The organism is Chromobacterium vaccinii (assembly GCF_000971335.1).
GTDB classification, from domain to species: Bacteria; Pseudomonadota; Gammaproteobacteria; order Burkholderiales; family Chromobacteriaceae; genus Chromobacterium; species Chromobacterium vaccinii.
Genome location: NZ_JZJL01000001.1, coordinates 140,768 through 163,414 on the forward strand (window position 1 = coordinate 140,768; position 22,647 = coordinate 163,414).

Here is a 22,647-nt window from a genome sequence, read left to right on the forward strand (position 1 = left end):
GTTGCTATGTCAATCATTATCCGGAACGCCGGACCGGCGCGCCACGCCCCAGCGGTTAACAAATGTTGGCGGAAAAGGGGGAGGCCGCCGCGGAGAATCGGCGGCTGATGCCGGCGGCGCTCAGTAGCCCTGGCGCGCCAGCCAGCTGGCTTCCTCGCTGTTGGCGACGGTGTGCACCAGCCAGTCGCGGAAGGCGCGCACCTTGGGCAGCTCGGCCAGCTCGTGCGGATAGACCAGATAGTAGGCCCACTCGGTCTCCAGCACGGTGTCGAACGGGATCACCAGCCGGCCGCTGTCCAGGTCCTGGGTGACCATCGACGCCTGGGCCAGCGTCACGCCCATGCCGGCCACCGCGGCGTGCAGCGCGTATTCCAGCGCGTCGAAGGTGACGCCGCTCTCCGGGTTGACGCCGGACACGCCGGCCAGCGTCAGCCAGCGCTTCCAGGTGTTCTGGTCGCGCCACGGGTGCAGCAGCGTGTGGTGCCTCAGGTCGTCCGGCACGTGCAGGGGGTGCTTGCCGGCCAGCAGGCTGGGCGAGCACACCGGGATCAGCTTTTCGCGGCAGATGCACTCCAGCCGGAGATCGGCCGCCGCCTCCGGGCTGGACAGGCCCACCACGGCCAGGTCGTATTCGGCGCGGTTGAACGGCTTGTTGTGTATCAGCTGGGTCAGCAAGTGCAGCGTGTACTCCGGATGCCGCGCCTGGAAGTCGGCCAGATTGGGCAGCACCCAGCGCATCGCCGGCGTCGGCGGCATCCGCACCCGCAGATCGCTCTGGCGCAGGCGCAGCGCCTCGCTGGCTTCGTTCAGCAGCTGGAACGCCTCGCGCGCCGGCTTCACCAGCGCCTCGCCCTCGGCGGTCAGCGCCAGACCGCGCGCCTGGCGGGTGAAAAGCGTGGCGCCGTAATACTCTTCCAAGGTCTGGACGTGGCGGCTGATCGCGCCCTGAGTAAGGCTGAGCGCGGCGGCGGCGCGGGTGAACGACAGGTGCTCGGCGGCGACGACGAACACGCGCAGGGCATTCAGCGGAGGCAGCTTCATGCTGTTACATGCCTTTTCTTCATAGTTTTCATGAGATTAACTGCTTTGTGCAAACCGCCGCCTCCACGTATGCTGGTGAACATTGTCGCGGCCGGCATCGTCGCGGCGGAAGCAAGCGCCATGCATAGGTCTGAGGTCAGCCATGCATAATGGTTGATTCTGGCACAGCTTTCGTCGTTCGGCATCCTTATTGTCAGACAGGATACCGCCCGCGCTCTCGTATCGATTGATTGTCTGCCAGTCCACGTTGGCATGCACGGGCCCCTCGGGGTCCGATTTTTTTTGCCTGCCCCAGGCGCGCGGGCAAGAAAAATGCCGCCGGCCGAAACGGCGGGCGGCATCGCGGACGGCGAGCTTGGCCGGCTGCGCTCAGCAACCCTGGCTCAGCGCCAGCTCCAGGCTCTTCTGGTAATGCAGCTGCGAAGCCTCTTCCTTGCCGGTGGCCTCGAACAGCCGCGCCAGCTCGGCGTGCGCGCACAGCGTGGGCTGGATCGACACGCTGGCTTCCAGATAGCTCTGCGCCTTGCCCCACAGCTGCTGCGCCTGCGCCAGACGGCCCAGGGCCAGCAGCAGCCAGTGGTCGCGCGGGCGCAGTTTCAGCCAGTTCTCGGCGTCCTTCAGCAGCGCCAGCCGCTTTTCCACGCTGAGGTGGGCGGCCAGCTGGCCCAGTTCGCGCGCCAGCTCCGGCAGCTCCATTTCGTCGCTGGACAGCGCGCCGGCCAGCAGCGTGGCGGCGTAGTCGTATTCCTGCAAGCGGATCAGGTGCGACACCACTTGCTGCAGCAGCTGCGGATTGCCGCGCTCGGCGTCGGGGATGCGGCGCAGCCAGTCGCGCACTTCGCGCTCGGACAACAGCCCGGACAGCTGCTGCTGGTAGGCGGCCAGCCGGTAGCGGCGCGCCTGCTCCGGCTCCAGCGCGTCGGCCTTCAGCAGTTTTTCGGTCAGCAGCAGGATGGTTTCCGGCTGCTTCTGCAGCAGGCGCACCTTCAGCTCCAGCCGCAGCGCGTTGGTCAGGTTGGGCGACAGCGCGCGCGCGCGCTCAATGGCGGCCAGCGCGCCCAGCGCGTCCTTGTCCTCCAGCCTCAGCTCGGCGTCCAGCATGTGGCGCGCCAGCTGCAGCCGCGCCGGCAGCTGCTCCAGCTGGTTCAAGTATTCGTCGCGCTTGCCGCCGTCGCCGGCGGAGCCGGCCGCGCGGGCGGCGATCAGCAGCGCCAGCGCGCGGTTCTCGGCCGAGTATTCGTCGGACAGCGATTTGGACGCCTCGCGCTCGGCCTTCTGGAAACGGCCCTCGAAGAAGGCGATGCCGGCTTCGCGCAGCGCGTGGCGGGCGGCTTTCAGTTTCTTCTGCCGCTGGAAGCGCTGCACCTGGCGCGGCAGGTCCGCGGCCAGCGCGATCAGCCGCAGCGCGATGTGGGTGACGACGATCAGCGCCACCACCAGCACGATCATCAGATTGAACGACACTTCCATCCGGTAAGGCGGCAGGAACAGGATGGCGTAGCCGGTATTCAGGGTGGAGGCCAGCCCCACCAGCACGGCCAATGCGAACAGGCCGGTTATCCACAATGCGAATCTCACCGTTTACTCCCCGCTATTGCCTTGGGCGTCGCGCACGGCCTTCAGGCTGGCGCTCATGTCAGGCAGGCTGATGTCCAGGGGCGCGCCTTCCAGCTCGCCCAGCGTCGCCAGCCACTGCGAGGAGGCGGCGGCGTCGCGGTCGAAATAACGCTGCACGTAGCTGCGCGCGGCGGCGATGTCGGCGGCGTAGGTCTTGCCGTCGCGCTGCATCAGCGCCAGGCGCGCGTCCAGCAGGCGCATCTTCAGGTTCTCGCGCAGGAAGAAGGCCTGCTCCGGCGACAGCAGCAGCGCCTCCGGCTTGTCCATGCGGCGGATGTGGATCAGCTCGCCCAGGCTGCCGCTGATCTCGGCGGACAGCCGCTCCCACCACGGGGCGTCCGCCGCCGGCTGCGCCGGCTTGCCCGGCTGCGCGCCGCCCAGGCGATGCGAATCCACCACCAGCGGCAGCGAATCCACGCTCAGCATCAGCCGGTCGATCTTGACGGTCAGGCCGACGGTGTCGAGGTAGGGCAGCGCCTTCAGTTTTTCCAGATCGGTGGCCACGGCCTTCTTCACCCCGATCAGCTGCGGACGGTCGAACTTGGCCAGCCGCGCGTCCACCATCTCCAGCGCGGAGACGGCGGCGCTGACGTTGCCGGCCAGCTGCAGCTGCTGGCTGGCGATGGCGAGCGTGTGCTCGATTTCGGACAGCAGCCAGTCGGTGCGGTTCTTGGTCAGCTCCTGGTACATGCCGTTCAGCGTCGCGTATTGGCCGGCGGCCTCGTTGACGCGCGCCTCCACCAGCGCCAGCTTGCCGTCGGTGGCGCGGGCGGCCAGCATCGCCTGCTCGGCGATCGCGCGCTGCTCCTTGCCTGCGCCGCTGCCTTCGGCCAGACGGCGCGCCAGTTCCTGGCGCATCGAATCCAGCTGCTGCTGGGTGGTGTAGAACTGCCAGCCGGCCACGCCCAGGGCGGCGACGGCCAGCCACACGGCGAGGCCGGGGCGCTTGCGGGACGGGCCGGCCTGGGCCGGGATGGCTTCGTTGATCTGGGATTCGCTCATGGGTGACGACGGAACCATTCTTTGAGGCCGGCGACCAGTGCGGCATCGTCGGCTCGGGTTGTCACGATGCGTGTCGCGCCGAAAGCGTCCAGGCGCTCGGCGATACGCGGATGCGGCACGCAGTACAGCAGGCATTGTAGCGTTCCCATCCGGCGCGGGCCAGCCAGTCGGAACAATTGCTCTACCATTTCGCCGGAAGTGATGATGACGGCATCGGGCGGAGCGGCGTCGAACGCGGCCCAGTCCGGCGCGCCGTCGACGCGGCGGTAGACCTCGGCGACCTCCACCCGGGCGCCCCGCGCGGCCAGCGTATCCGCCAGCAGCGCGCGGCCGCCCTCGCCGCGGACGATCAGCCAGCGCTGGCCGGACACATCGGCCAGCTCCGGCAGAGCCAGCAGCGTTTCGCTGTCGCTGCCCGCGGCCGGATGCAGCACCGGCTGTCCGGACACATCGGCCAGCCGCTTCGCGCTGGCCGCGCCGACGCAGGCCAGGCGCTTGCCGGACAGATCCAGGCCCGCCAATGCCGGCCATCCCGCGTCTATCGCGCTGGGGCTGACCCAGAACAGCGCGTCGGCCTGCGCCGCCTGTCGCGGCAGCGCGGCCAGCGCGGCGGGCAGCGGCTCGATCTCCATCAGCGGCAGATGCTCCGCCTGCCAGCCCTCGGCGCGCAGTTTCCCGAGCAGGCCGGCGCACTGCGCCAGCGGACGGGCGGCGAGTACGCGTGTCATCGCCGGCTCAGCGCGGCTCGGCCAGCACCGCGTCTATCAGCGGACGGGCGCCGGCGTCGATCAGCTTCTTCGCCACCGCGCGGCCCAGCGCTTCGGCATAGTCTGCCGGCGCGCTGGCGCTGGCGGTCAGCACCACCGAGCCATCCGGATGGGCGACCAGTCCGCCCAGGGTCAGCGCGCCGTCGGCCAGCGTGGCGAACGCGCCCAGCGGCACCTGGCAGCTGCCGCCCAGCTCCTTGGCCAGCGCGCGCTCGGCGGCGGTACAGGCGCGGGTGTCCGGGTGGTTCATCGGCGCCAGCAGCGCCAGCAGGTCGGCGCGGCCTTCGCGGATCTCGATGCCCAGCGCGCCTTGCCCCGCCGCCGGCAGGCTTTCCGACGGCGCGAGCTCGCCCTTGATGCGCTCGGCCAGGCCCAGGCGCTTCAGGCCGGCGGCGGCCAGGATGATGGCGTCGAACTCGCCGTCGTCCAGCTTCCTCAGCCGGGTCTGCACATTGCCGCGCAAGGGTTTCACCGCCAGTTGCGGGAAGCGGGCGCGCAGCTGGGCCTCGCGGCGCAGGCTGGAGGTGCCCACCACGCTGCCGGCCGGCAGCTCGGCCAGGCTGTGGTAGCGGTTGGAGACGAAGGCGTCGCGCGGGTCTTCGCGCTCGCACACCGCGGCCAGCGCGAAACCGTCCGGCAGCGTCATCGGCACGTCCTTCAGCGAATGCACGGCCAGGTCGGCGCGGCCGTCCAGCAGCGCCTGCTCCAGCTCCTTGACGAACAGCCCCTTGCCGCCGATCTTGGACAGCGTCTTGTCCAGAATCTGGTCGCCCTGGGTGGTCATGCCCAGGATTTCCACTGCCAGGTGCGGGTACAGCGCTTGCAGCCGGGCCTGGATGTGCTCGGCCTGCCACATGGCCAGCCGGCTTTCGCGGCTGGCGATGACGATCTTGTCCATGAAACCGGATCCCAATAGAGAGGGTGTAATCAGCTCCGGATTCTACCACGCTGCCGTCATGGGCTTGGCCCGGTTGTTGCTGCGACGCAGCAAGATCAAGGCAAGGCGCGGAAAAATGCCGTAGCGTGTCCACTACGGCGCGGAAGCTGCTTATGATGAATGTTTGCCCGCGGCTGGTGAGGCATGGCCATGGAGGCCGTGGCCATGCCTGACGAGTCGAACACGGGAACAAGAATATGAGCGATCACGACAAGGACCTGCCTCTGCGGGCCGACCTGGCCTGTCTGGACCGGCTGCTGTCGGAAGTGGTGGGCGAACAGGAGGGCGCGGTGGTGTCCGGCGCGGTGCAGGCGATCGCGCTGCGGCGCGGCGACGAGCGCAGCCATCCGCTGCCGCAATTGGCGCCGGAGGCGGCCGCCTCGCTGCTGCGCGCCTGCGGCCTGTACGCGCAGCTGTTCAACATCGCCGAAGACCTGCACCACAACCGCCGCCGCCGCGCCCACCAGTTGGCCGGCTCCGCGCCGCAGCAGGGCAGCCTGCCGCGCGCGCTGCAGCGGCTGCGCCAGGACGGCGTCAGCTTCCACGCGCTGCACCAGTTGCTCAGCCATGCCAGAGTGGGCGCCATTCTCACCGCCCACCCGACCGAGGTGCAGCGCCAGAGCGTGCTGGACGGCCACCGCGCGGTGCGCCGCTTCCTATCGCAGCTGAACGCGCCGGACCTGACGCCGGAAGAGCGCGAGGAGCTGGAGGCCAAGCTGAAGCGGGCCATCCTGGCCCTGTGGCAGACCTCCGAGATCCGCCACTTCAAGATGACGGTGCGCGACGAGATCACCAACGGCGTCGCCTACCACCCGCTGGCCTTCTTCGAGGCGCTGCCGGCGCTGTACCGCCGGCTGGAGCGCGAAATCGGCCAGCTGTGGGGCGAGGAGGCGCGGCTGCCGTCCTTCATCCGCGTCGGCAGCTGGATAGGCGGCGACCGCGACGGCAACCCCAATGTCGACGCCGGCCTGCTGCGCCACGCGGTGACGCGCCAGGCGCAGCAGGCGTTCGAACATTACCTGCAGGAGCTGAAGAGCCTGTACCGCGAGCTGTCGCTGTCGTCGCGGCTGGTGGACGCCGGCGCCGAGGTGCTGGCGCTGGCCGAGCAGTCGCCGGACCAGGCGGTCAGCCGCGGCGAGGAACCGTACCGCCGCGCGCTGGCGACGATGCAGGGCAAGCTGCGCGCCATGGCCCGGCTGCGCGGCGTCGAGCTGGCCTGCCGCTGGGACGAGCGCGCGCCCTACCGCGACCACCGCGAGCTGATCCAGGATCTGGCCAGCCTGTCCGCCTCGCTGCGCGCGCACGGCAGCGCGCTGCTGGCCGACGGCCGGCTGTCGCGGCTGATCCGCAGCGTCGACGTGTTCGGCTTCTTCCTGATGCCGCTGGACCTGCGCCAGCACGCGGCGGTGCATGAAGGCGTGGTGGCCGAGCTGTTCAGCGCCGCCGGCCTGGAGGAATACCGCGCGCTGGACGAGGCGGCGCGGGTGCGGGTGCTGACCCGCGAGCTGGCGACGCCGCGGCTGCTGTTCTCGCCCTACCTGCGCTACGGCGAGCAGGCGGAAAAAGAGCTGGCCATCTTCCGCGAGGCGGCGGCGATCCAGCGCGAGTTCGGCGTCGAGGCCATCGGCCAGTGCATCATCTCCAACTGCGCCAGCGTCAGCGACATCCTGGCGCTGGCCCTGCTGTGCAAGGAAGCCGGCCTGATCCGGCTGGAGGACGGCCAGCCGCGCGCCAACGTCAACCTGGTGCCGCTGTTCGAAACCATCGCCGACCTGGAAAACAGCGAAACGGTGATGCGCGCGCTGTTCGCGCTGCCGTGGTACAAGCAGCTCTTGGACAGCCGCGAGCGGGTGCAGGAAGTGATGCTCGGCTATTCCGACAGCAACAAGGACGGCGGCTACCTGACCAGCCAATGGCAGCTATGGCAGGCGGAGACGCGGCTGGTGCGGGTGTTCGCCGACGCCGGAGCGCGGCTGCAGCTGTTCCACGGCCGCGGCGGCTCAGTCGGCCGCGGCGGCGGCCCGTCGTACGAGGCCATCGTCGCCCAGCCGGCAGGCAGCGTCGCCGGCCGCATCCGCATCACCGAGCAGGGCGAGGTGATCACCGCCAAGTATTCCGATCCGGCCATCGCCGGCCGCAATCTGGAAGCGCTGGTGGCGGCGACGCTGGAGGCCAGCCTGGGCAACATCCCGGGCGGCGAGGTGGACACCGCGCTGTTCGACGAGCTGTCGGCCAGCGCCTTCTCCGCCTACCGCGCGCTGGTGGAAACGCCGGGCTTCATGCAGTACTTCCTGGAGGCGACGCCGGTGACCGCGATCGCCCGGCTCAACATCGGCAGCCGGCCGGCCTCGCGCAAGAGCCTGTCGTCCATCGGCGACCTGCGGGCGATACCGTGGGTGTTCTCGTGGTCGCAGTCGCGGCTGATGCTGCCGGGCTGGTTCGGCGTCGGCTCGGCGGTGGCCGCCTACGTGCAGAAGCACGGCGACGCCGGCCTGGCCAAGCTGCAGCATCTGTACCGCCACTCGCCGTTCTTCCAGGTGGTGCTGTCCAATATGGAGCAGGTGCTGGCCAAGGCCGACCTGGGCATCGCCCGCCGCTTCTCCGAGCTGGTGGACGACCGCGAGCTGGCGGCGCGGCTGTTCGGCACGATCGAGGCCGAATGGCGCAAGACCCACGACGCCTTCTTCGCCATCACCGGACAGGCCGAGCTGCTGGAAAGCAACCCGACGCTGCGCCGCAGCCTGGAAACGCGGTTGCCCTTCCTCGACGCGCTGGGCCTGCTGCAGGCCGACTTGCTGGCCAGGCTGCGCGCCGAGCCGGAGGACGAGGAGACGCTGTACGCGATCCACCTGACCATCAACGGCACCTCGGCCGGCTTGCGCAACACCGGCTGAGAACCGGCCGGCCAAGCATCGGACCTCCTTGCGATTCGCCTGTAGGCCCGAACCGGCTGGCGGTTGCCGACAAAAAGAACGCGGGGCCGGCAAAGCCGGCTCCGCGTCGCGGCAACCGCCGCGGCAGGAGCACCGCCGCGGCGAAAACAGACTCAGCGCAGCTTGGCCGCCGGGCCGTCGCTGCCCAGCTCAACCGCGTAGGCCAGCGCCAGCTGCGAGAATTTCAACGCATGCTTGGCCTGGTTGCCGGAACTCGCCAGCGTGTCGTTGCGGCTATGGATGTAGGGATTGGAGTTGTTGAAGCTGGACTCGAACGGGAACGACGCCGCATAGCCCTGCGCGTTCCACGAAGCGTGGTCGGAGCAAGCGTAGCCGCACTGGCTGTAGCCAACCTTCAGGCTGGGCAGATAGGTCTTGGCCAGATTGGCCAGGAAAGTGTTCTGCGCGGCGTTGGTGTAGTCGGTGAACAGGAAGATGTCCTGCGCGTCGCCCTGGTAGTTGGTCATGTCCAGCTGCAGCGCGCCGACCACCTTGGCCTGCTGCTGCTTGAAGCGCTTGGCGATGTCGGCCGAGCCGCGCAGGCCCACTTCTTCCGCCGCGTACGCCATGAACTTGATGGTGCGGCGCGGCTGGTAGTTGCCGGCCAGCAGCACGCGGATCACCTCGGTCAGGCTGGCCACGCCGGAAGCGTCGTCGTCGGCTCCCGGCGCGCGGCTGCTCTCGCCGGTGCCGCTGCCGACGGTGGAGTCCAGATGGCCGCCCAGCACGATGGTCTCGGCCGAGTTGTCGGTGCCCTTGATGGTCAGGATCACCGATTTCTGCGGCCAGCTGGCGTGGGCGAACTGCTCGACGGTGACGTCGCCGCGGCTGCCGGCCAACTGCTTCCACTGGGCGGCGATCCAGTTGGACGCGTTGACGCCGTGGCTAGTGGTGTAGAAACGGTTCTGGTAGCTGGACAGCGACTGGATGGTGCCGAGGATGTTGCTGTCCTGCAGCTGCGGCAGCAGCTGATTGACGGCGGCCTGGTTGTCTATCGCGTAGCTGGGCGCGACCAGGCCGGCAAGCGGCGCGGTCGAGCCTTTCAGCGCGGCCTGGGCTTCCCGCAGGTCGCGATGGACGATGAAGCCACCGCAATGGCGCAGGTTTTCATGGATGGAGTCGGACAGTTTGGGCAGCAAGGCCTCGTCCACCTGAACCAGATGCACGGTTTCTCCGGCGGCGCCCTTGGCGAGACGACCGTCCGCCGCCAGCTGGCGGCTTTCCCGGCTCTTGGCGCCGGCATCCAGCTTGCGCAGCAACTGGTAGCCCTGATCGCCTACCGAAATCCAGACCGGCTGGGCCTGGGCGGCGCCGGCCAGACCCAACAGGATCAGCAAGGCGCTTTGACGTAGTTTCAACATATGAGGGACTCCCGAGCGGAGGCCGGCGTCTTTCGACGCCGGCCGGGCAGTCAGATGCGGCCCCGGGCGGGACCGCGTTGGCGGCGGCTTATTGGCAAGTCACGCCGACGGCGGAGAAGGCCTTGGTGACGTCCGCGCCGCTGTAGCCGCGCGCATCGGCCGCCTTGACCACGCCGCAAGCGGCGCTGTTGTAGGTGGCGTTGGCGGTCCAGTACAGGCGGTTGGCGTCGACGAACACTTCAAACGCCTTGCGGGTGTTCCAGCCCGGGCTGGTGGCGATCAGGTAAAAGGCCTTGTTGTACACGCCGCTGGAATAATGCACGTCCAGGCCGTCGTAGTAGTCCTTGGCATTGCCGATCGATTGACCGTCCTTGGTCGGATCGGCGAAGTAGCGCAACGCGCCGGTCTTCTTGAAGATCTCCGCGCCGACCAGGAAGTCGTTCTTGCCCTTCATGTAATACTCGGCGGCTTCGCCGGCCATGTCGGAGAACGCCTCGTTGATGCCTCCGGACTGGCCGTCGTAGACCAGACCGGAGTTTTGCTCGGTGAAGCCGTGGCTGACTTCATGCGCAGACACGTCCAGCGACACCAGCGGGTAGAAGGTGCTGGCGCCGTCGCCGAAGGTCATCGCGGTGCCATCCCAGAACGCGTTTTCGTAGTTGCGGCTGTAGTGCACCTTCATCAGCAGCTTCTGGGTGATCGGCTTCAGGTTGAACCAATCCTTGTACAGATTGAACACCACGTTGCCGAAATAGTGGGCGTCGTTCAACGGCGAGTAGGCGCCGTTGATGGCCTTGTAGGTGTTGGTCGGGCAAGCGAACTTGTACGGCGTGCTGCCGCTGGTGCCGCCATTGAGGTTGACGGTGGCGACGTTGCCGCTGTCCATCTTGCAGTCGCTGGTGACGATCAGCGGACCGTAGTTGGTACCGTACAGGTATTTGCCGGTCTTGGCGTTGCCGCCGGGGCCATTGGCCTCGGCGTGGTTCAGGCCTTCCCACTGTTTGAGCACCTGGCCATTGTTGGCGTCGATGATCAGGTGCGGGCGGCTCGGCTCCTTGCCGTCGACCACGAAGGACACCAGATAGACCAGTTGGGCGACGTTGCGCTCGTTCAGGCGCACCACCAGTTCGGCCTTGTCGTTGTAGGTGGGGTTGCCGTTGGCCTTCAGCGACTTGGCCTGCGACAGCACTTGCGCGCCGCTCAGCGTCGGTTTGGCGGAAGCCAGATCCGACTGGATGCCGGCGATGTAGCTGCCGGACAGCTTGCCCTGGACCGCCTTCAGCGCGGCGGCCGGCTTCTCTTCCACCACGGCCTCGCCCCAGACCGGGACGCCCTGGTAGTACTGCTGGTAGCGGGTCACCACCTTGCCGGAGGCGAATTGGGTGCTGCGCAGCGGCTTCAGATCCGACTGGTTGACGCCGGCGAACGCCGTAGCGCTGCTGGCCTGGGCCTTGCCCAGCTTTTCCAGGTTGATACGCTCAGCCGCCATCGCCGAGGCGCTGAAGACAGCCAAAGCGGACAGGACCAAACCACGCAGCATCAGTTGCTGTTTTCTCATCACGGAACTCCAAATGTAGACGGAGCGGGACGGGATGCGTCCCGCGCAACACCGCCAGCTCATGGCCGGCGGTACCGGGAGCCGCGATCTGGCCGGGTCGGGTGGGTCGCTCCGCGGCGGAAACGCCGTCGGAGAAGGCGGATGGCCGCGACGGACGATGGTGGCCGCCGGCGCCATTCTGTGCGGGCCGTGCGCATCGTCTGCCGCCGCCGGCCGCCGCCCGGAACTGCTGCCGGACAGGCCTGCGACTAGCCTTGGGACGAGCTGGAAGCGTCTGCCACGCCTCCGGACTTAACCCGGATTATCCCGGCCCGTTAAATCCCAAATGCATAAATTATGTATTGGATTTTTCTTGCTGAGATTCATCTGTACTTTTGAGCAGTTGTCGCGATCCTTGCAAAAAAAGGCTGCGCTGAATCAATTGCGAATCAATGCATTACGTGATGATCTTGGAGGTCTGATTCAAACTGAAAAACAACAAATATTTACACATCGGTTTTTCTGTACCGGTCCTATTTGCAAAAATATGACACTTGCAGAAAGGCCACGCGCCACGCGATGGCGAGAGCCGGCGAGGCCGAGAAATGGCAAAGGCCCGGTTGACCGGGCCTTTTCAATGGCAGGGGAGAGAAGCGGATCGCGAACACGGTTCGGAAGTCAGGGCGCGAGGCGCGAGCGGCGCCAACCGCCATCGGGCTGCAATGTGTACAACACCCGGTCGTGCAGCCGGCTGGGGCGGCCCTGCCAGAACTCGACCCGCTCCGGCGCCACCGCGTAGCCGCCCCAATGCGGCGGGCGCGGCACATTGATCGGGTGCCGGGCGCCGAACATCGCGGCGCGCGTCACCAACACGGCCTTGGACGCGATCTCGCTGCTCTGCTCGCTGGCCCATGCCCCCAGGCGGCTGGTATACGGCCGGCTGGCAAAGTAGGCGTCGGACACCTCCGGCGCCACGCGCGCGGCCTTGCCCTCCACCCTCACCTGGCGCTCCAGCTCCGGCCAGAAGAAATTCAAGGCGACGTAGGGATTGGCATCCAGCGCCAGCCCCTTGCGGCTGTGGTAGTTGGTGTAGAACAGCAGCTGGCCATCCTCCACACCCTTGAGCAAGACGATGCGGGACGACGGCCGGCCATCTGCGCCGACCGCGGCGAGGTTCATCGCCGTCGGCTCCGGCACCTGCGCGGCGATCGCCTCGTTCAGCCAGACTTCGAACTGCGCCGCCGCGTCGGGCAGGCAGTCTTCCGGCGACAATTCTTTCTTCGAGTATTCCAGACGGATATCGGCAAGGTTCAGCGACATGTTTCCTCCTTGGCCGTCCATCTTAGTCGAACGCGGCCGCGCCGGAAATGCGCGCGATCAGGTTCCGCCCGCTGCAGGCGGAACCTGAACCTGCGCGGCGCTCAGTTCAGCGCCTGGTTGATCACCGCCGCGATGCGGGCGCCGGCCTTGGCCAGCTGTTGGTCCACCAGCAAGCCGCCGGCGCGCAGATAGGTGTTGTCCAGATAGACCGGCGTGGACGGCGACGCGCCGCAGCTGAAGCCGGCCAGCGGGCCGTAGACGTCGGCGCGCGCGTACTGGTTGGACTCATGCACCCAGTCCATCACGCCGCCGCCCTGCCAGCCGGCGACGTTGCGCTGGTACCGCTGTAGATCGCTGGCGGCCCAGGCCTTCTCGTTGGCGCCGTTCAGCTCCTGCTGCACCAGCGCGGTATCCCACACCGAGTGCAGATTGCTGACCTTCTTGCTGCCCGGCAGCTGCACCTTGAAGTCGTTGCCGCCGCGGTCCAGGTTGTCGGCCGCGTGCAGCGGCTGGTGGATGTCGCCCACCATGTGGATCAGGAAGGTCAGCGCCTGCGCGCGATCGGCCTTGCTGGCGGCGCGGTCGGCCAGCACCTTGCGGTAATGGTCGATCTGGTTGGACGCGCAGTTGCCGTCCGGGCACTCGTCCTCGGTCACGCCGCTGCACACCGGCTCGTCGTTGTAATGCCACTGGTCGGAGCCCGGCAGGGTCTGCTTCAGATCCTGCTTGTGCTGGTCCATGTACAGCGCCAGCTGGGCGAAATCGGCGTTGGGAACCAGCTTGGCCACTTCGGCCTTGGCCTTGGCGCTCAACAGTTGCTGGGCGATATAGCCGGTGATGCGGTGGCCTTCCTGGCCCCAGGCCAGCGCCTGGGCGCTGCTGGCGGCGAAAGCGGCGGACAACAGCAGTGCGAGTGCCTTCTTCATGTTCTCTCCCGGATGATTGCTTTTGTTTTGATGGCTGGCGAAATGCCAGCGCGGCGCATCATACGGGACAAATATGAAAATTGGATAAATATTTTCACATCGAACTAGTTCTACAATTTATTTTCCATTTTGGAAATATTTTAAATCAATTATTTGCGTAAGCTCCCAAGCTGCCTCCCCCTTTCCATGCGCACTCCAGCAGCATCGTTTCCAGCGCGTGCAAGGCCGGCAGGCGCGCCTGCCGGCGGCGGATCAGCAGGGTCGGCGCGCGGGACAGGTCGTCCGGCAGCGCGTGCGTCGACACCTGGGCCGCCATCTGCGGCATGCTGTCCAGCAAAGCCTGGGGCAGCAAGGCCAGACCCATGCCGCAAGCCACGCAGCTGAGCATCGCATGGTAGGAGCCCAACTCGACGATGCGCCGCGGCTGCACGCCCTGGCGCCGCAGCCAAGCCTCCAGCCGCTGGCGGTACGAGCAGCCGCTGCCGAAGGTCAGCAGCGTGGAGTCGGCCAGTTCTTCCAGCGACGGCGCGCCCCGCGCGGCGGCGGCCACCAGCACGATATCCTCCACCGCCACCACGATCTGCTCCAGCCTGTCGTCGTCCAGCGGCCCGCTGACCAGCGCCGCGTCCAGCCGCCCGTCCAGCACCCCGACGGTCAGGGTCCGCGACTCCCCGGTCTGCAACTCCAGCTGCACCGCCGGATAGCGCGCGTGGTAATCGGCCAGCACCGGCGCCAGCCTGGCCGCCGCCGTGCTCTCCATCGCGCCCAGCCGCAGCCGTCCGCTGGGCGCGGCGTCCGCCATCGCCAGCCTGGCCTCCTCGGCCAAGTCCAGCAGCCGCTGGGCGTAATCGTTGAGCCGCCAGGCAGCGGCGGTGGGCACCAGCCGCTTGCCCTCGCGCAGAAACAGCGCCACGCCCAGCTTGTCCTCCAGCTGGCGCAGCCGGGTAGTGACGTTGGACTGCACCCGGTGCAGCCGCTGCGCGGCGCGGGTGATGCCGTCCTCCTGCAGCACCGCCTGGAAGATTCTCAGCTCATCCAGCTCCATCATTCTTTTCCAGAGATTATTTCAATCACAATAATTCATTTTTTAAGAATAATGAAGCGGTCTAGGATGCGGGAAACCCATCTGGAGAATCATCATGACCTCACCAAGCATCAGGCAGGGCTATCTGGCGGCGGCCGGCGCCGTCGCCATCTGGACCGGCTTCAACATCGTGTCGCGGCTGGCCGGCAAGAGCGCGCTGGCCGGCACCGACATTCTGGCGCTGCGCGTCGGCACCGCCGCGCTGATCCTGCTGGCCTGCGGCGGCCTGCCGCGCGGCGCGCTGCGCGACGCCCGGCTGTGGCTGCTGACCTTGCTCGGCGGCCTCGGCGTCAGCATCTTCGCCTATTGCGCGTTCAAATTCGCGCCGGCGGCGCACGGCGGCCTGCTTCTGCCGGGGCTGCAGCCTTTCCTGGTGACGCTGGCCGCCTGGCCGCTGCTGGGGGAGGCGCCGCAAAAACACAAGCTGCCCGGCTATGCGCTGATCGCGCTGGGCCTGCTGCTGAGCGCGCTGCCGCAGTTGGGCGGACACGATGCCGGCCAGGCCTGGATAGGCGATCTGATGTTGCTCGCCGCTTCGGTCAGCTGGGCGGTGTTCGGCGTGCTGGCCCGGCGCTGGGGCTTCGCGGCCTGGCCGCTGACGCGCGCGATCACCATCATGGCCGCGCTGCTCTATCTGCCCGTCTATCTGCTGTGGCTGCCCAAGCATCTGGCGGAAGCCTCCTGGGGCATGCTGGCCTTCCAGGCGCTGTACCAGGGCGTGGGCGCGGCGATCCTGGCGATGCTGTTCTACCTGCGGGCGGCGGCCGTGCTGGGCGCGGTGAAGATGGGCGTGCTGTTCGCGCTGATTCCGATTCTGGCCGGCCTGCTGGCCGCGCCCCTGCTGGGCGAGCCGCTGACCGCCAGCCTGGCGGCGGGCCTCGTCAGCGTCAGCCTGGGCGCCTGGCTGGCGGCGCGGGAACGGCGCGCCGCGCCGCGGCCGGCTCCCGCCGCCGCCGTATGCAAGGCCTAGCCCGCCCTCTCCGCGCGATCGGGCGCGCCGGACACGAAAACGGCCCCGCGGGGCCGTTTGGCGAAAGCGCCGGACTCAGTAGCGGCGCGCTTGCGCGCCGGCGATCTCTTCCACCTTCCAGCCTTCCTCGCGCGCGTCGAGGAACTGGATGATGGAGTCGACCGACACCGTCTGGATGCGGTCGGCGAAACGCAGCTCGTTGGGGTGGTCGTCGAAGGCGACGTTGGCCTTGAACATGCGGCCGCCCAGCCGGGTCATCGGCCCCAGCTTCAGCTCGGTGGGCTGGTAACCGTTCAGTTTCAGCCACATCTGCGCCTGCTCGCGGCTGCGTATCGCCGTCTCGCGGCTTTCCGCCGCCACCAGCTGCTCCAGCACCCAGACATTGGAATTCTCGTAACGGGTGGAGAACGGGTAGGCCAGCAGATTGTACTTCGCGGTGTGCAGCTCGCGCAGCTTGGCCGGCTGGTTCAGCCGCGCCAGCAGCCGCGACGCCACCTGGGGCGGGGGCACCAGCGCCACCGAGTCGAAACGGAACATGTCGTCGAGGAAGAAATTGCCCAGCCCTTCGTACCACAGCTCGGAGCGGTCGGTGCCGCAATCGTTCAGCAGATGCGCCACCCGCCAGCGGCGGTCCGGCTCGGTGCGATAGACGATGCCGGCATGGGTGTAGCGCAGATTGTACTGGCTGAGGTCCTGGCCCATCCGGCCCAGCACCACCACGTCGCTGCCCAGCTGGTCCAGCCGCTGCTGCACTTTCTGCGCGGTCTGCATCGCCATGCGGAAAGTCTCCGGCGTCAGCGGCTTTTCCTCGCAGCTCTGGCCGGCGACGGCCAATGCCGGCAGCGTCAGCGCGAGCGCGGCAAGCAAGCGCGCCGGCTTCATCCCGGAATCCTCGAATGCTCCAGCAGCGCCTCGCCCACCTTGTTGGGGATGAAGGCCAGCACCTTGCCCGAGGCCACCAGCAGCGTGCCGCTGGCGGTGGCGGTCACCTGCACCGCAGCGCCGACCGCCGCGCCGGACGCCTTCACCGCGGAGCCGGAGGCCTTGACCAGCAGCTTGGCGCCGCCCTGCACCGAGTCCAGCGTCAGTTCCGCCACGTCGCCTGCGCCCTGAACGATGCCGGCGATCACATAGGCGCTGCCGGTCACCGCCAGCACCGGGCCCAATGCCGATTCGCCATGCCCCTGCGACGCGCCGCCCACGCTCACCACCGGCGCGGCCAGGATGGACAAGGCCCCCATGCCTATGGTTTGCGAGCCGTTATTGCCGATGGAGGGATCCGCCAGCGCGGGCCAGGAAGCGGCCAGCAGCACAGCGCCGGCCAACAGGGAGTAACGCGACATGATGCAACCTTGGTGTCATGAAGATGGCTGCCATCATGCCAATTCAATTGTAAACAGGCAATTGTCCCATTACCGGACATCGCCGCGCAGCAAGGCCAGCAACGCCTCGCCGTCCAGCCTGCCGCTGGCGTCGCCGCCGGCCAGCAGGCTATCGGCCAGCGCGCGCTTGTCGCGGTGCAGCTCGACAATCTTTTCTTCGATGGTGCCGGCAGCCACCAGCCGGTACACCGTCACCGGCCGCTGCTGGCCCATGCGGTAGGCGCGGTCGGACGCCTGGTCCTCCACCGCCGGGTTCCACCACGGGTCCAGATGGATCACGTAATCGGCGGCGGTGAGGTTGAGGCCGGTGCCGCCAGCCTTCAGGCTGATCAGGAACATGTCGCCATCGCCGGCCTGGAACGCGTCCATGCTGGCCTTGCGCTGCTTGGTCGGCGTGCTGCCGTCCAGATAATGGAAGCGGACGCCTTGCTGCTTCAGGTGCTCGGCCGCCAGCGCCAGGTGGTCGACAAACTGGCTGAACACCAGCGCCTTGTGGCCGTTGTCCAGCAGCTCCTCGCAAATCTCGGCGAAAGCCGCCAGCTTGCTGGCCGGCAGCGCGCTGTCGGGCTGCGTGAGCTTGGGATGGCAGCAAAAGCGGCGCAACCGGGTCAGCTCGGCCAGCGCCTGCATGCTCTGGCCGCCGGCGGCGGGATCGGCCTCCGCCACGCGGGCCAGGGCCTCCTGCCGCATCGCTTCGTAAACGTGGCGCTCCTGCTCGGACAATTCTATCAAGCGCGTGGTCTCGGTCTTGGGCGGCAATTCGGTCAGCACCTCGCGCTTGGTGCGACGAAGCAGATAGGGCTGGATCAACGCTTTCAGCTGCGCGCGCGCGGTTTCGTCACCGTCGGCGATCGGCTGGGCGTAGCGCTGCTCGAACTGCGCCAGATTGCCGAGCAGCCCAGGCGCGATGAAGCGGAACAGGCTCCACAGCTCGCCCAGATGGTTTTCCACCGGCGTGCCGCTGGCCGCCAGGCGGAAATCGGCGCGCAGGCTTTGCGCCACCTGGGCGCGCTGGCTCTGCGGGTTCTTGATCGCCTGGGCCTCGTCCAGCACCACCGACGCCCAATGCACGTCGCAAAACGCCTCGGCCTCGCGCTGCAGCAGGCCGTAGCTGACCACCACCAGATCGCCGGGGCCGACATCGTCCAGCCGGCGCTGCTGATGGTAGGCGCGCAAGCGCAGGCTGGGCGCGAAGCGGGCGGCCTCGGCCAGCCAATTCAGCGCCACCGAAGTCGGCGCCACCGCCAACTGCGGCCCCAGGTGGGCGCGGGTCAGCAACAAGGACAGCGTCTGCACCGTCTTGCCCAGGCCCATGTCGTCGGCAAGACACGCCCCCATGCCCCAGTGCGCCAGCCGCGCCATCCAGGCAAAGCCTTGCAGCTGGTAAGGCCGCAGCGTGGCGTTCAGCGTCGCCGGGACCTGGGGATCGAAAACAGCCGCCTCGCGCCAGCGCGCCGCCTGCCGCTGCCAGCCGTCGTCGCCGTCGAACTGCCCGGCGTCCTCGCCCAGCGCCTGCAGGCGCGGACCGGCCAGCGGGCTGATCGCCAGCCCGTCCGGGCCGGCATGGTCGATCATGCGGGCCAGTTCGCCCAGCCGCTCGCCCAGGCTGCCGGACAGCATCAGCCAGTCGCCGTCGGACAGTTGCAGATACTTGCCCTTCTGGCTGGCCAGCGCCGCCAGCAGATGGCGCAAGGTCAGGATGCGGCCGTCGTCCAGCTCCAGCTCGCCGTCGGCCTGCAGCCAGCCGCCGCGCTTCTTCACCTTGAGTTTGAGCTGCGGCATGCCGTCGGCGGCGGCCAGGCGGATCTTGTCGCCATGCGGCCACAGGCAGGCGACACGCGCCTCCCCGGCCGCCTGCAACTGCGCCAGCAAGGACAAGGCCGAATGCTGATCGGAAAACAGCCAGCCGTCGCCGTCGCGCTGGCCGCGTCCTATCGCCGGGCAGGCCTCGCGCAGCGCGCGCAGGCGGGCAGCCTCATCGGCCAGGTCGCGGACGAATTGGCGGTACTCGCCGTCGATATCCAGCACCAGGCCGGCCGCGCCGCGGCCCGGCGCGCTCCAGGCGGCGGCCGGATGCGGCTTGACCTTCAACTGCAGCCGCAGGCCTTCCGGCTGGCGGGTCAGCAGGGCGTACAAGGCCGGATCTGCCGCTTCGCTGGGCAGTTCCGGATCGAACGCCGGACTAGCGTCCACCAGCGGCAGGCCGGGCGCGACATCGCGTATCGCCTCCAGCACCCGCTGCCGCGCCTGCCAGGGCACGGCCAGGCCGTGGCCGACCAGATCGGCCAGCGCCTTCAGCTCGTCGGTCAGCTGGTAGACCAGCAGCCGCTCCGGCTGCGGCCGTTGCCACAAAGCGCCGCCGCAACCGGCCAGGCCTTCCGGCAGCAGCTTCAGCCGCAACTCCGCGCCGACCCGCTCCATCTGCAGCGCCGCTTGGCCGGCCTCGACGCGGATGCGACGCGCCGGCGCGTCGGCGTCGAACAGCAGCGGATGATCGATCAAGGCCGGCAGCAACGGCGCGGCGTCGATCAGGCCGGCGTCGCCGTCGTGCCTCTCCAGCAGGGCCAGCAGCTGGCGCAACAGCGGCAGGTCGTGCGGCCGCACCGCCTCGGCCTGGTCTTGCAGCAGGCCGGACAGCGAACAGGCGCGGCCGCGGCTCCAGCCATCGGGGCCGGCGCTTTGCAGCAAGGGCTGCAGCTGGGCGCCGGAGTCGGCCAGGCGCAAGCGCCAGATCAGGCGGGAAGAGGGTTGCGGTTCGGTCATTGCGCATCGAGAAACGGAAGGTGGGGCCGATGTTGCCGGATTCGGCCCGCGCTGCAAAGCCGTAAAAGACAACGGCGGCCTAAGCCGCCGTTTCCTATCGCATCCAGGGGCGCTTACTGCTGCGCCGCCGGTTCATGATCGCAACCGCCGGGCTGGATCGCCTCGTTGCGCAAGCGCTGGTACTGCTTGCCGTCCCAACGCCAGACCGACTCGCAGAAGCCGTTGCCGGACAGGCGGATATCATGGTACGGATTGTCCGAGTCGCTGTCCGGACCATCAGTCACCACGACGAACTTGGTCGCCGGCACGCCGAAGCTGACGCGCAAGTGCCCGTCATCATCACGGTCGAAAGCCCAGATGCTCTGGCCTACGCTGCCGGAGGTGCAGCTGTCCCCGCCTCGTATCCAGATTTCGTTATGGTCTTCCTTGTGGTTCTTGGTATACCAGCCGCTCAGGCGGAACGGCGTGTGGCACTTGTCGGTGACGAAGCCCCAGGTGTCCTGGTCCTTGATCACATAGCTCACGCCCAAGGCAGCCAGCACTTCCTTCAGATCGGCGTCGGACAAGGCGTTGCCGTCTTCGAACAAGGCGGCGTTGGCGTCGGCGGGGGGCTGGCTGGACGAGGCGCTCTGATCGTCTCCTTCGTCATCCGGCTCATCGCTGCTGTCTTCCGACCATTCGGTGTAGCGGTCGGAACACGCCTGCCCCTCGCATTGATACGACCATTCCTTGTCGTCAAACCGGAAGTGGAATGAGCCCGCTCTCTTACCCCCGGTGATCTTCAGCGTCAGCGGGTGGAAGCCACGCGGATCGGTCTGCGAATCTGCCCGGTAATCGAAGCGCGCGTCGCCGTCGTCGGGCAGCGCGCCGAATATTTGGCCAGCAATGCTGACTACATCCTTGCCATGAGCGGCGAGCAACTGCGGAAATCCCTTCCCTTTGTCACTCCCCTCGACCAGCCAAGCCATGTCGCCCTTGGCATTCAGGCGGATCAGGCGAGAATCGGCCGGCGCGAGAAAGTTATGGTTGCGGAAGGGAAGGATCAGGCCGGAAGCCTGCGCCTCATGAGTTTTGCCATCGAAAATGAAGGCTCCCAGCCGCGGGTCCGCGCCGCCTGCGACGCCGTCCTCGGATTCGCTGGAGCCATCGCCGCCCGCCAGCAGATACAGCTTGCTGCCTTCCACGGTTTCCACCCGGTCCAGGCTCACCGGCTTCATGCAGAAATACATGTAATCGCTGGTCACCTTCCAGCAACGCTGCTTGGGATCGTAGCTGCCATGCCCGTACATCTTATCGAGCAAGGCATCCGCCAGTTGGCTGTTCTGCTCCTTGGCCAGATCCAGCCGCTCGACGCGGCCATCGTTTCTCGTCATCACCCAGTAGGCCGCGCCGATCAGGCCCAGCAGCGCGATGGCCGCCGCCACCAGCGCGATCCAGTGTTTCTTGTTCAATTTCACGGAATATCCTTGAGTAGCCCAGGCAAGAGGCCCGGACAAGAAAGGCCGGAGGACCAAACTCCGCCGGCCTCCCAGTCTTATTCGCCGCCGCAGCCGCCCGGCTGGGTGGCGATGTTCTTCAGATGGGCGTACTGGCTGCCGTTCCAGCGCCACACCGCCTCGCAGAAACCGTTTCCGGACAGGCGGATGTCGTGGTAGCCGTCTGTCGCGTCGTCGGTGACGGTGGCTTGTTTGGCCGGCAGGCCCAGATTGGCGCGAAGGTGGCCGTCCTCGCCGCGGATGAACAGCCAGATGCTGTGCTCGGTATTGCCGGAGGTGCAGCTGTTTCCGCCTTGCAGCCACAGCATGTTTCGATTGTCCTCATACCCCTTGACCACCTCGGCCGACAGCGGGAAGGGCTTCGCGCACTCGGGCGTCACAAAGCCCCAAGTTTGCTGGTCCTTCACCACGAAAGCGGCATTAACCGCGGCCAGGACGTCCTTCAGGTCGGCCGCGGACAGCTCGGTGCCGTCGCTGAACAAAGCCGCGTTGGCATTGGCCGGCGGCTGATCCGTGCTGCCGCCCTCGTCATCCTGCTGGCTCATGGGCTGGGCCTCGGGAATGCCCTCCTTCTTGCTGCAGGCCACGTCGGCGCAGACGTATTTCCATTTCTGGCTGTCGAAGCGAAACCTGAAGCTGGCCACCTGTTTGTGCTTGTCGTCGCTGACCTTCAGCAACAGCGGAAACACCTTGGCGTCAGCCTGGGCGGCGTCCGACAGGTATTCGAATTTCAGCTGCTCCGCCATGCCTTCTTCCTTGCCAAAAACATCGCCGGCGATATCGACGATCTTCTTGCCCTTGGGCGCGAACATCTGCGGGAAGCTGGAGCTGACACCCATCTGTTCGTCGTATCCCTCGGCCATCCATGCCATATAACCGGTTTTGGACAGCGCCAGAAGTTTGACCGCATCGGCATCGGGAGCCGAGCCCGAGCCGCTGACAAACGGCAATTCGCGGTCTCCAGCAATCAGTTGCCCGGTTTTCGCCTGAGTAATGAAGGCGCCGGCCAATCCTTCGGTATCCGCATGCGTGCCATCCGGATGGCTGCCCCCGGCAAACAGATAGAGCCGTTCCTCGCCATCTGCCTGCACCCTGTCCAGTGTCACCGGACGCATGCAGTAGGTGAATGCATCCCCATCGATCTTGTGGTCGATGTTCCAGCATTTCTCCTTGCCGTCGTACGCGTCCTTGCCGTACATCTTGTCCATGATGTCACTGGCCAGTTGCTTGCCGGGCTCGCCATCCAGCGCCAGCCGTTCCATCTGCACCGCCTGGTGCGACTTCCAGTACTTCCAGCCGCCGAAACCAGCGGCCAGCAGCAGGACCACGCCAGCCAGCAACGCGAGTTTTTTCTTATTTTCCATATCGTCTCAATCCGAATGATTCAATGCCAATTGAAGAAATAAGCATCAATAAATTTGACTTGTCATTCTATCAGGATGAATGGAAAACGTGTCCGCCCGGCAATGCCAATGAAATGAAAATGGCGGCTGAGCTTGTCGAGGAAAAAG

17 protein-coding genes are annotated in these 22,647 nt (G+C 67.2%); 2 read left to right on the forward strand and 15 right to left on the reverse strand.

Annotated features, from left to right (window positions below):
- Nucleotides 1-120: 120 nt before the first annotated feature.
- From gcvA to hemC, 5 genes are all read right to left on the reverse strand, one after another.
- On the reverse strand, nucleotides 121-1,041 hold the full coding sequence (gene gcvA / locus VL52_RS00645) for a transcriptional regulator GcvA (protein WP_021478883.1): 921 nt from the start codon (nucleotides 1,039-1,041) through the stop codon (nucleotides 121-123).
- A gap of 369 nt (nucleotides 1,042-1,410) precedes the next feature.
- The gene (locus VL52_RS00650; protein WP_046155255.1) at nucleotides 1,411-2,619 is read right to left on the reverse strand and encodes a heme biosynthesis protein HemY; all 1,209 of its coding nucleotides are present in this window, start codon (nucleotides 2,617-2,619) and stop codon (nucleotides 1,411-1,413) included.
- Nucleotides 2,620-2,622: 3 nt separating this feature from the next.
- Nucleotides 2,623-3,660 (reverse strand): uroporphyrinogen-III C-methyltransferase, encoded by a 1,038-nt coding sequence (locus VL52_RS00655; RefSeq protein ID WP_200895934.1) that lies wholly within the window; start codon nucleotides 3,658-3,660, stop codon nucleotides 2,623-2,625.
- Complete coding sequence (locus tag VL52_RS00660; RefSeq protein ID WP_046155256.1) at nucleotides 3,657-4,388, reverse strand: uroporphyrinogen-III synthase; 732 nt, start codon at nucleotides 4,386-4,388, stop codon at nucleotides 3,657-3,659. The genes VL52_RS00655 and VL52_RS00660 overlap by 4 nt, the downstream gene beginning before the upstream one ends.
- 7 nt (nucleotides 4,389-4,395) lie before the next feature.
- Nucleotides 4,396-5,325, reverse strand: a complete 930-nt coding sequence (hemC, locus tag VL52_RS00665) for a hydroxymethylbilane synthase (protein ID WP_046155257.1) — start codon at nucleotides 5,323-5,325, stop codon at nucleotides 4,396-4,398.
- A gap of 236 nt (nucleotides 5,326-5,561) precedes the next feature.
- On the opposite strand from hemC, the gene ppc reads away from it, so the two are divergent.
- The gene (ppc, locus tag VL52_RS00670) at nucleotides 5,562-8,258 is read left to right on the forward strand and encodes a phosphoenolpyruvate carboxylase (RefSeq protein ID WP_046155258.1); all 2,697 of its coding nucleotides are present in this window, start codon (nucleotides 5,562-5,564) and stop codon (nucleotides 8,256-8,258) included.
- A 152-nt stretch (nucleotides 8,259-8,410) separates the two neighbouring features.
- Here ppc and VL52_RS00675 read toward each other — a convergent pair whose 3' ends face one another.
- The 5 genes from VL52_RS00675 to VL52_RS00695 all read right to left on the reverse strand — a co-directional run bounded on the left by VL52_RS00675 (nucleotide 8,411) and on the right by VL52_RS00695 (nucleotide 14,486).
- Nucleotides 8,411-9,658 carry a M28 family metallopeptidase gene (locus VL52_RS00675; protein ID WP_046155259.1) on the reverse strand — a complete coding sequence of 416 codons (1,248 nt, stop codon included), beginning with the start codon at nucleotides 9,656-9,658 and terminating at the stop codon, nucleotides 8,411-8,413.
- Between the two features lie 88 nt (nucleotides 9,659-9,746).
- Nucleotides 9,747-11,216, reverse strand: coding sequence for a M4 family metallopeptidase (locus tag VL52_RS00680; protein ID WP_052729041.1), 1,470 nt, complete (start codon nucleotides 11,214-11,216; stop codon nucleotides 9,747-9,749).
- Nucleotides 11,217-11,873: 657 nt separating this feature from the next.
- Nucleotides 11,874-12,515, reverse strand: a complete 642-nt coding sequence (gene pdxH / locus VL52_RS00685) for a pyridoxamine 5'-phosphate oxidase (protein ID WP_046155260.1) — start codon at nucleotides 12,513-12,515, stop codon at nucleotides 11,874-11,876.
- 101 nt (nucleotides 12,516-12,616) lie between these two features.
- Nucleotides 12,617-13,441, reverse strand: coding sequence for a S1/P1 nuclease (locus tag VL52_RS00690; protein WP_052717488.1), 825 nt, complete (start codon nucleotides 13,439-13,441; stop codon nucleotides 12,617-12,619).
- A gap of 145 nt (nucleotides 13,442-13,586) precedes the next feature.
- Nucleotides 13,587-14,486, reverse strand: a complete 900-nt coding sequence (locus VL52_RS00695; protein ID WP_046155261.1) for a LysR family transcriptional regulator — start codon at nucleotides 14,484-14,486, stop codon at nucleotides 13,587-13,589.
- A gap of 94 nt (nucleotides 14,487-14,580) precedes the next feature.
- Here VL52_RS00695 and VL52_RS00700 point away from each other — a divergent pair, with 94 nt between their 5' ends.
- A complete protein-coding gene (locus tag VL52_RS00700) occupies nucleotides 14,581-15,495 on the forward strand; it encodes a DMT family transporter (RefSeq protein WP_046155262.1) in 915 nt (304 codons plus the stop codon).
- 75 nt (nucleotides 15,496-15,570) lie between these two features.
- Here VL52_RS00700 and VL52_RS00705 read toward each other — a convergent pair whose 3' ends face one another.
- The 5 genes from VL52_RS00705 to VL52_RS00725 all read right to left on the reverse strand — a co-directional run bounded on the left by VL52_RS00705 (nucleotide 15,571) and on the right by VL52_RS00725 (nucleotide 22,500).
- The gene (locus tag VL52_RS00705) at nucleotides 15,571-16,377 is read right to left on the reverse strand and encodes a DUF2145 domain-containing protein (RefSeq protein ID WP_046155263.1); all 807 of its coding nucleotides are present in this window, start codon (nucleotides 16,375-16,377) and stop codon (nucleotides 15,571-15,573) included.
- Nucleotides 16,374-16,838 carry a hypothetical protein gene (locus tag VL52_RS00710; protein ID WP_046155264.1) on the reverse strand — a complete coding sequence of 155 codons (465 nt, stop codon included), beginning with the start codon at nucleotides 16,836-16,838 and terminating at the stop codon, nucleotides 16,374-16,376. The genes VL52_RS00705 and VL52_RS00710 overlap by 4 nt, the downstream gene beginning before the upstream one ends.
- Nucleotides 16,839-16,907: 69 nt before the next feature.
- Entirely contained in the window at nucleotides 16,908-19,640 is a 2,733-nt protein-coding gene (locus VL52_RS00715) for a DEAD/DEAH box helicase (RefSeq protein ID WP_052729042.1), read from the reverse strand.
- Nucleotides 19,641-19,753: 113 nt separating this feature from the next.
- Nucleotides 19,754-21,097, reverse strand: coding sequence for a hypothetical protein (locus VL52_RS00720; RefSeq protein WP_046155265.1), 1,344 nt, complete (start codon nucleotides 21,095-21,097; stop codon nucleotides 19,754-19,756).
- 77 nt (nucleotides 21,098-21,174) lie between these two features.
- Nucleotides 21,175-22,500 carry a hypothetical protein gene (locus tag VL52_RS00725; RefSeq protein ID WP_046155266.1) on the reverse strand — a complete coding sequence of 442 codons (1,326 nt, stop codon included), beginning with the start codon at nucleotides 22,498-22,500 and terminating at the stop codon, nucleotides 21,175-21,177.
- Between the last annotated feature and the right edge of the window lie 147 nt (nucleotides 22,501-22,647).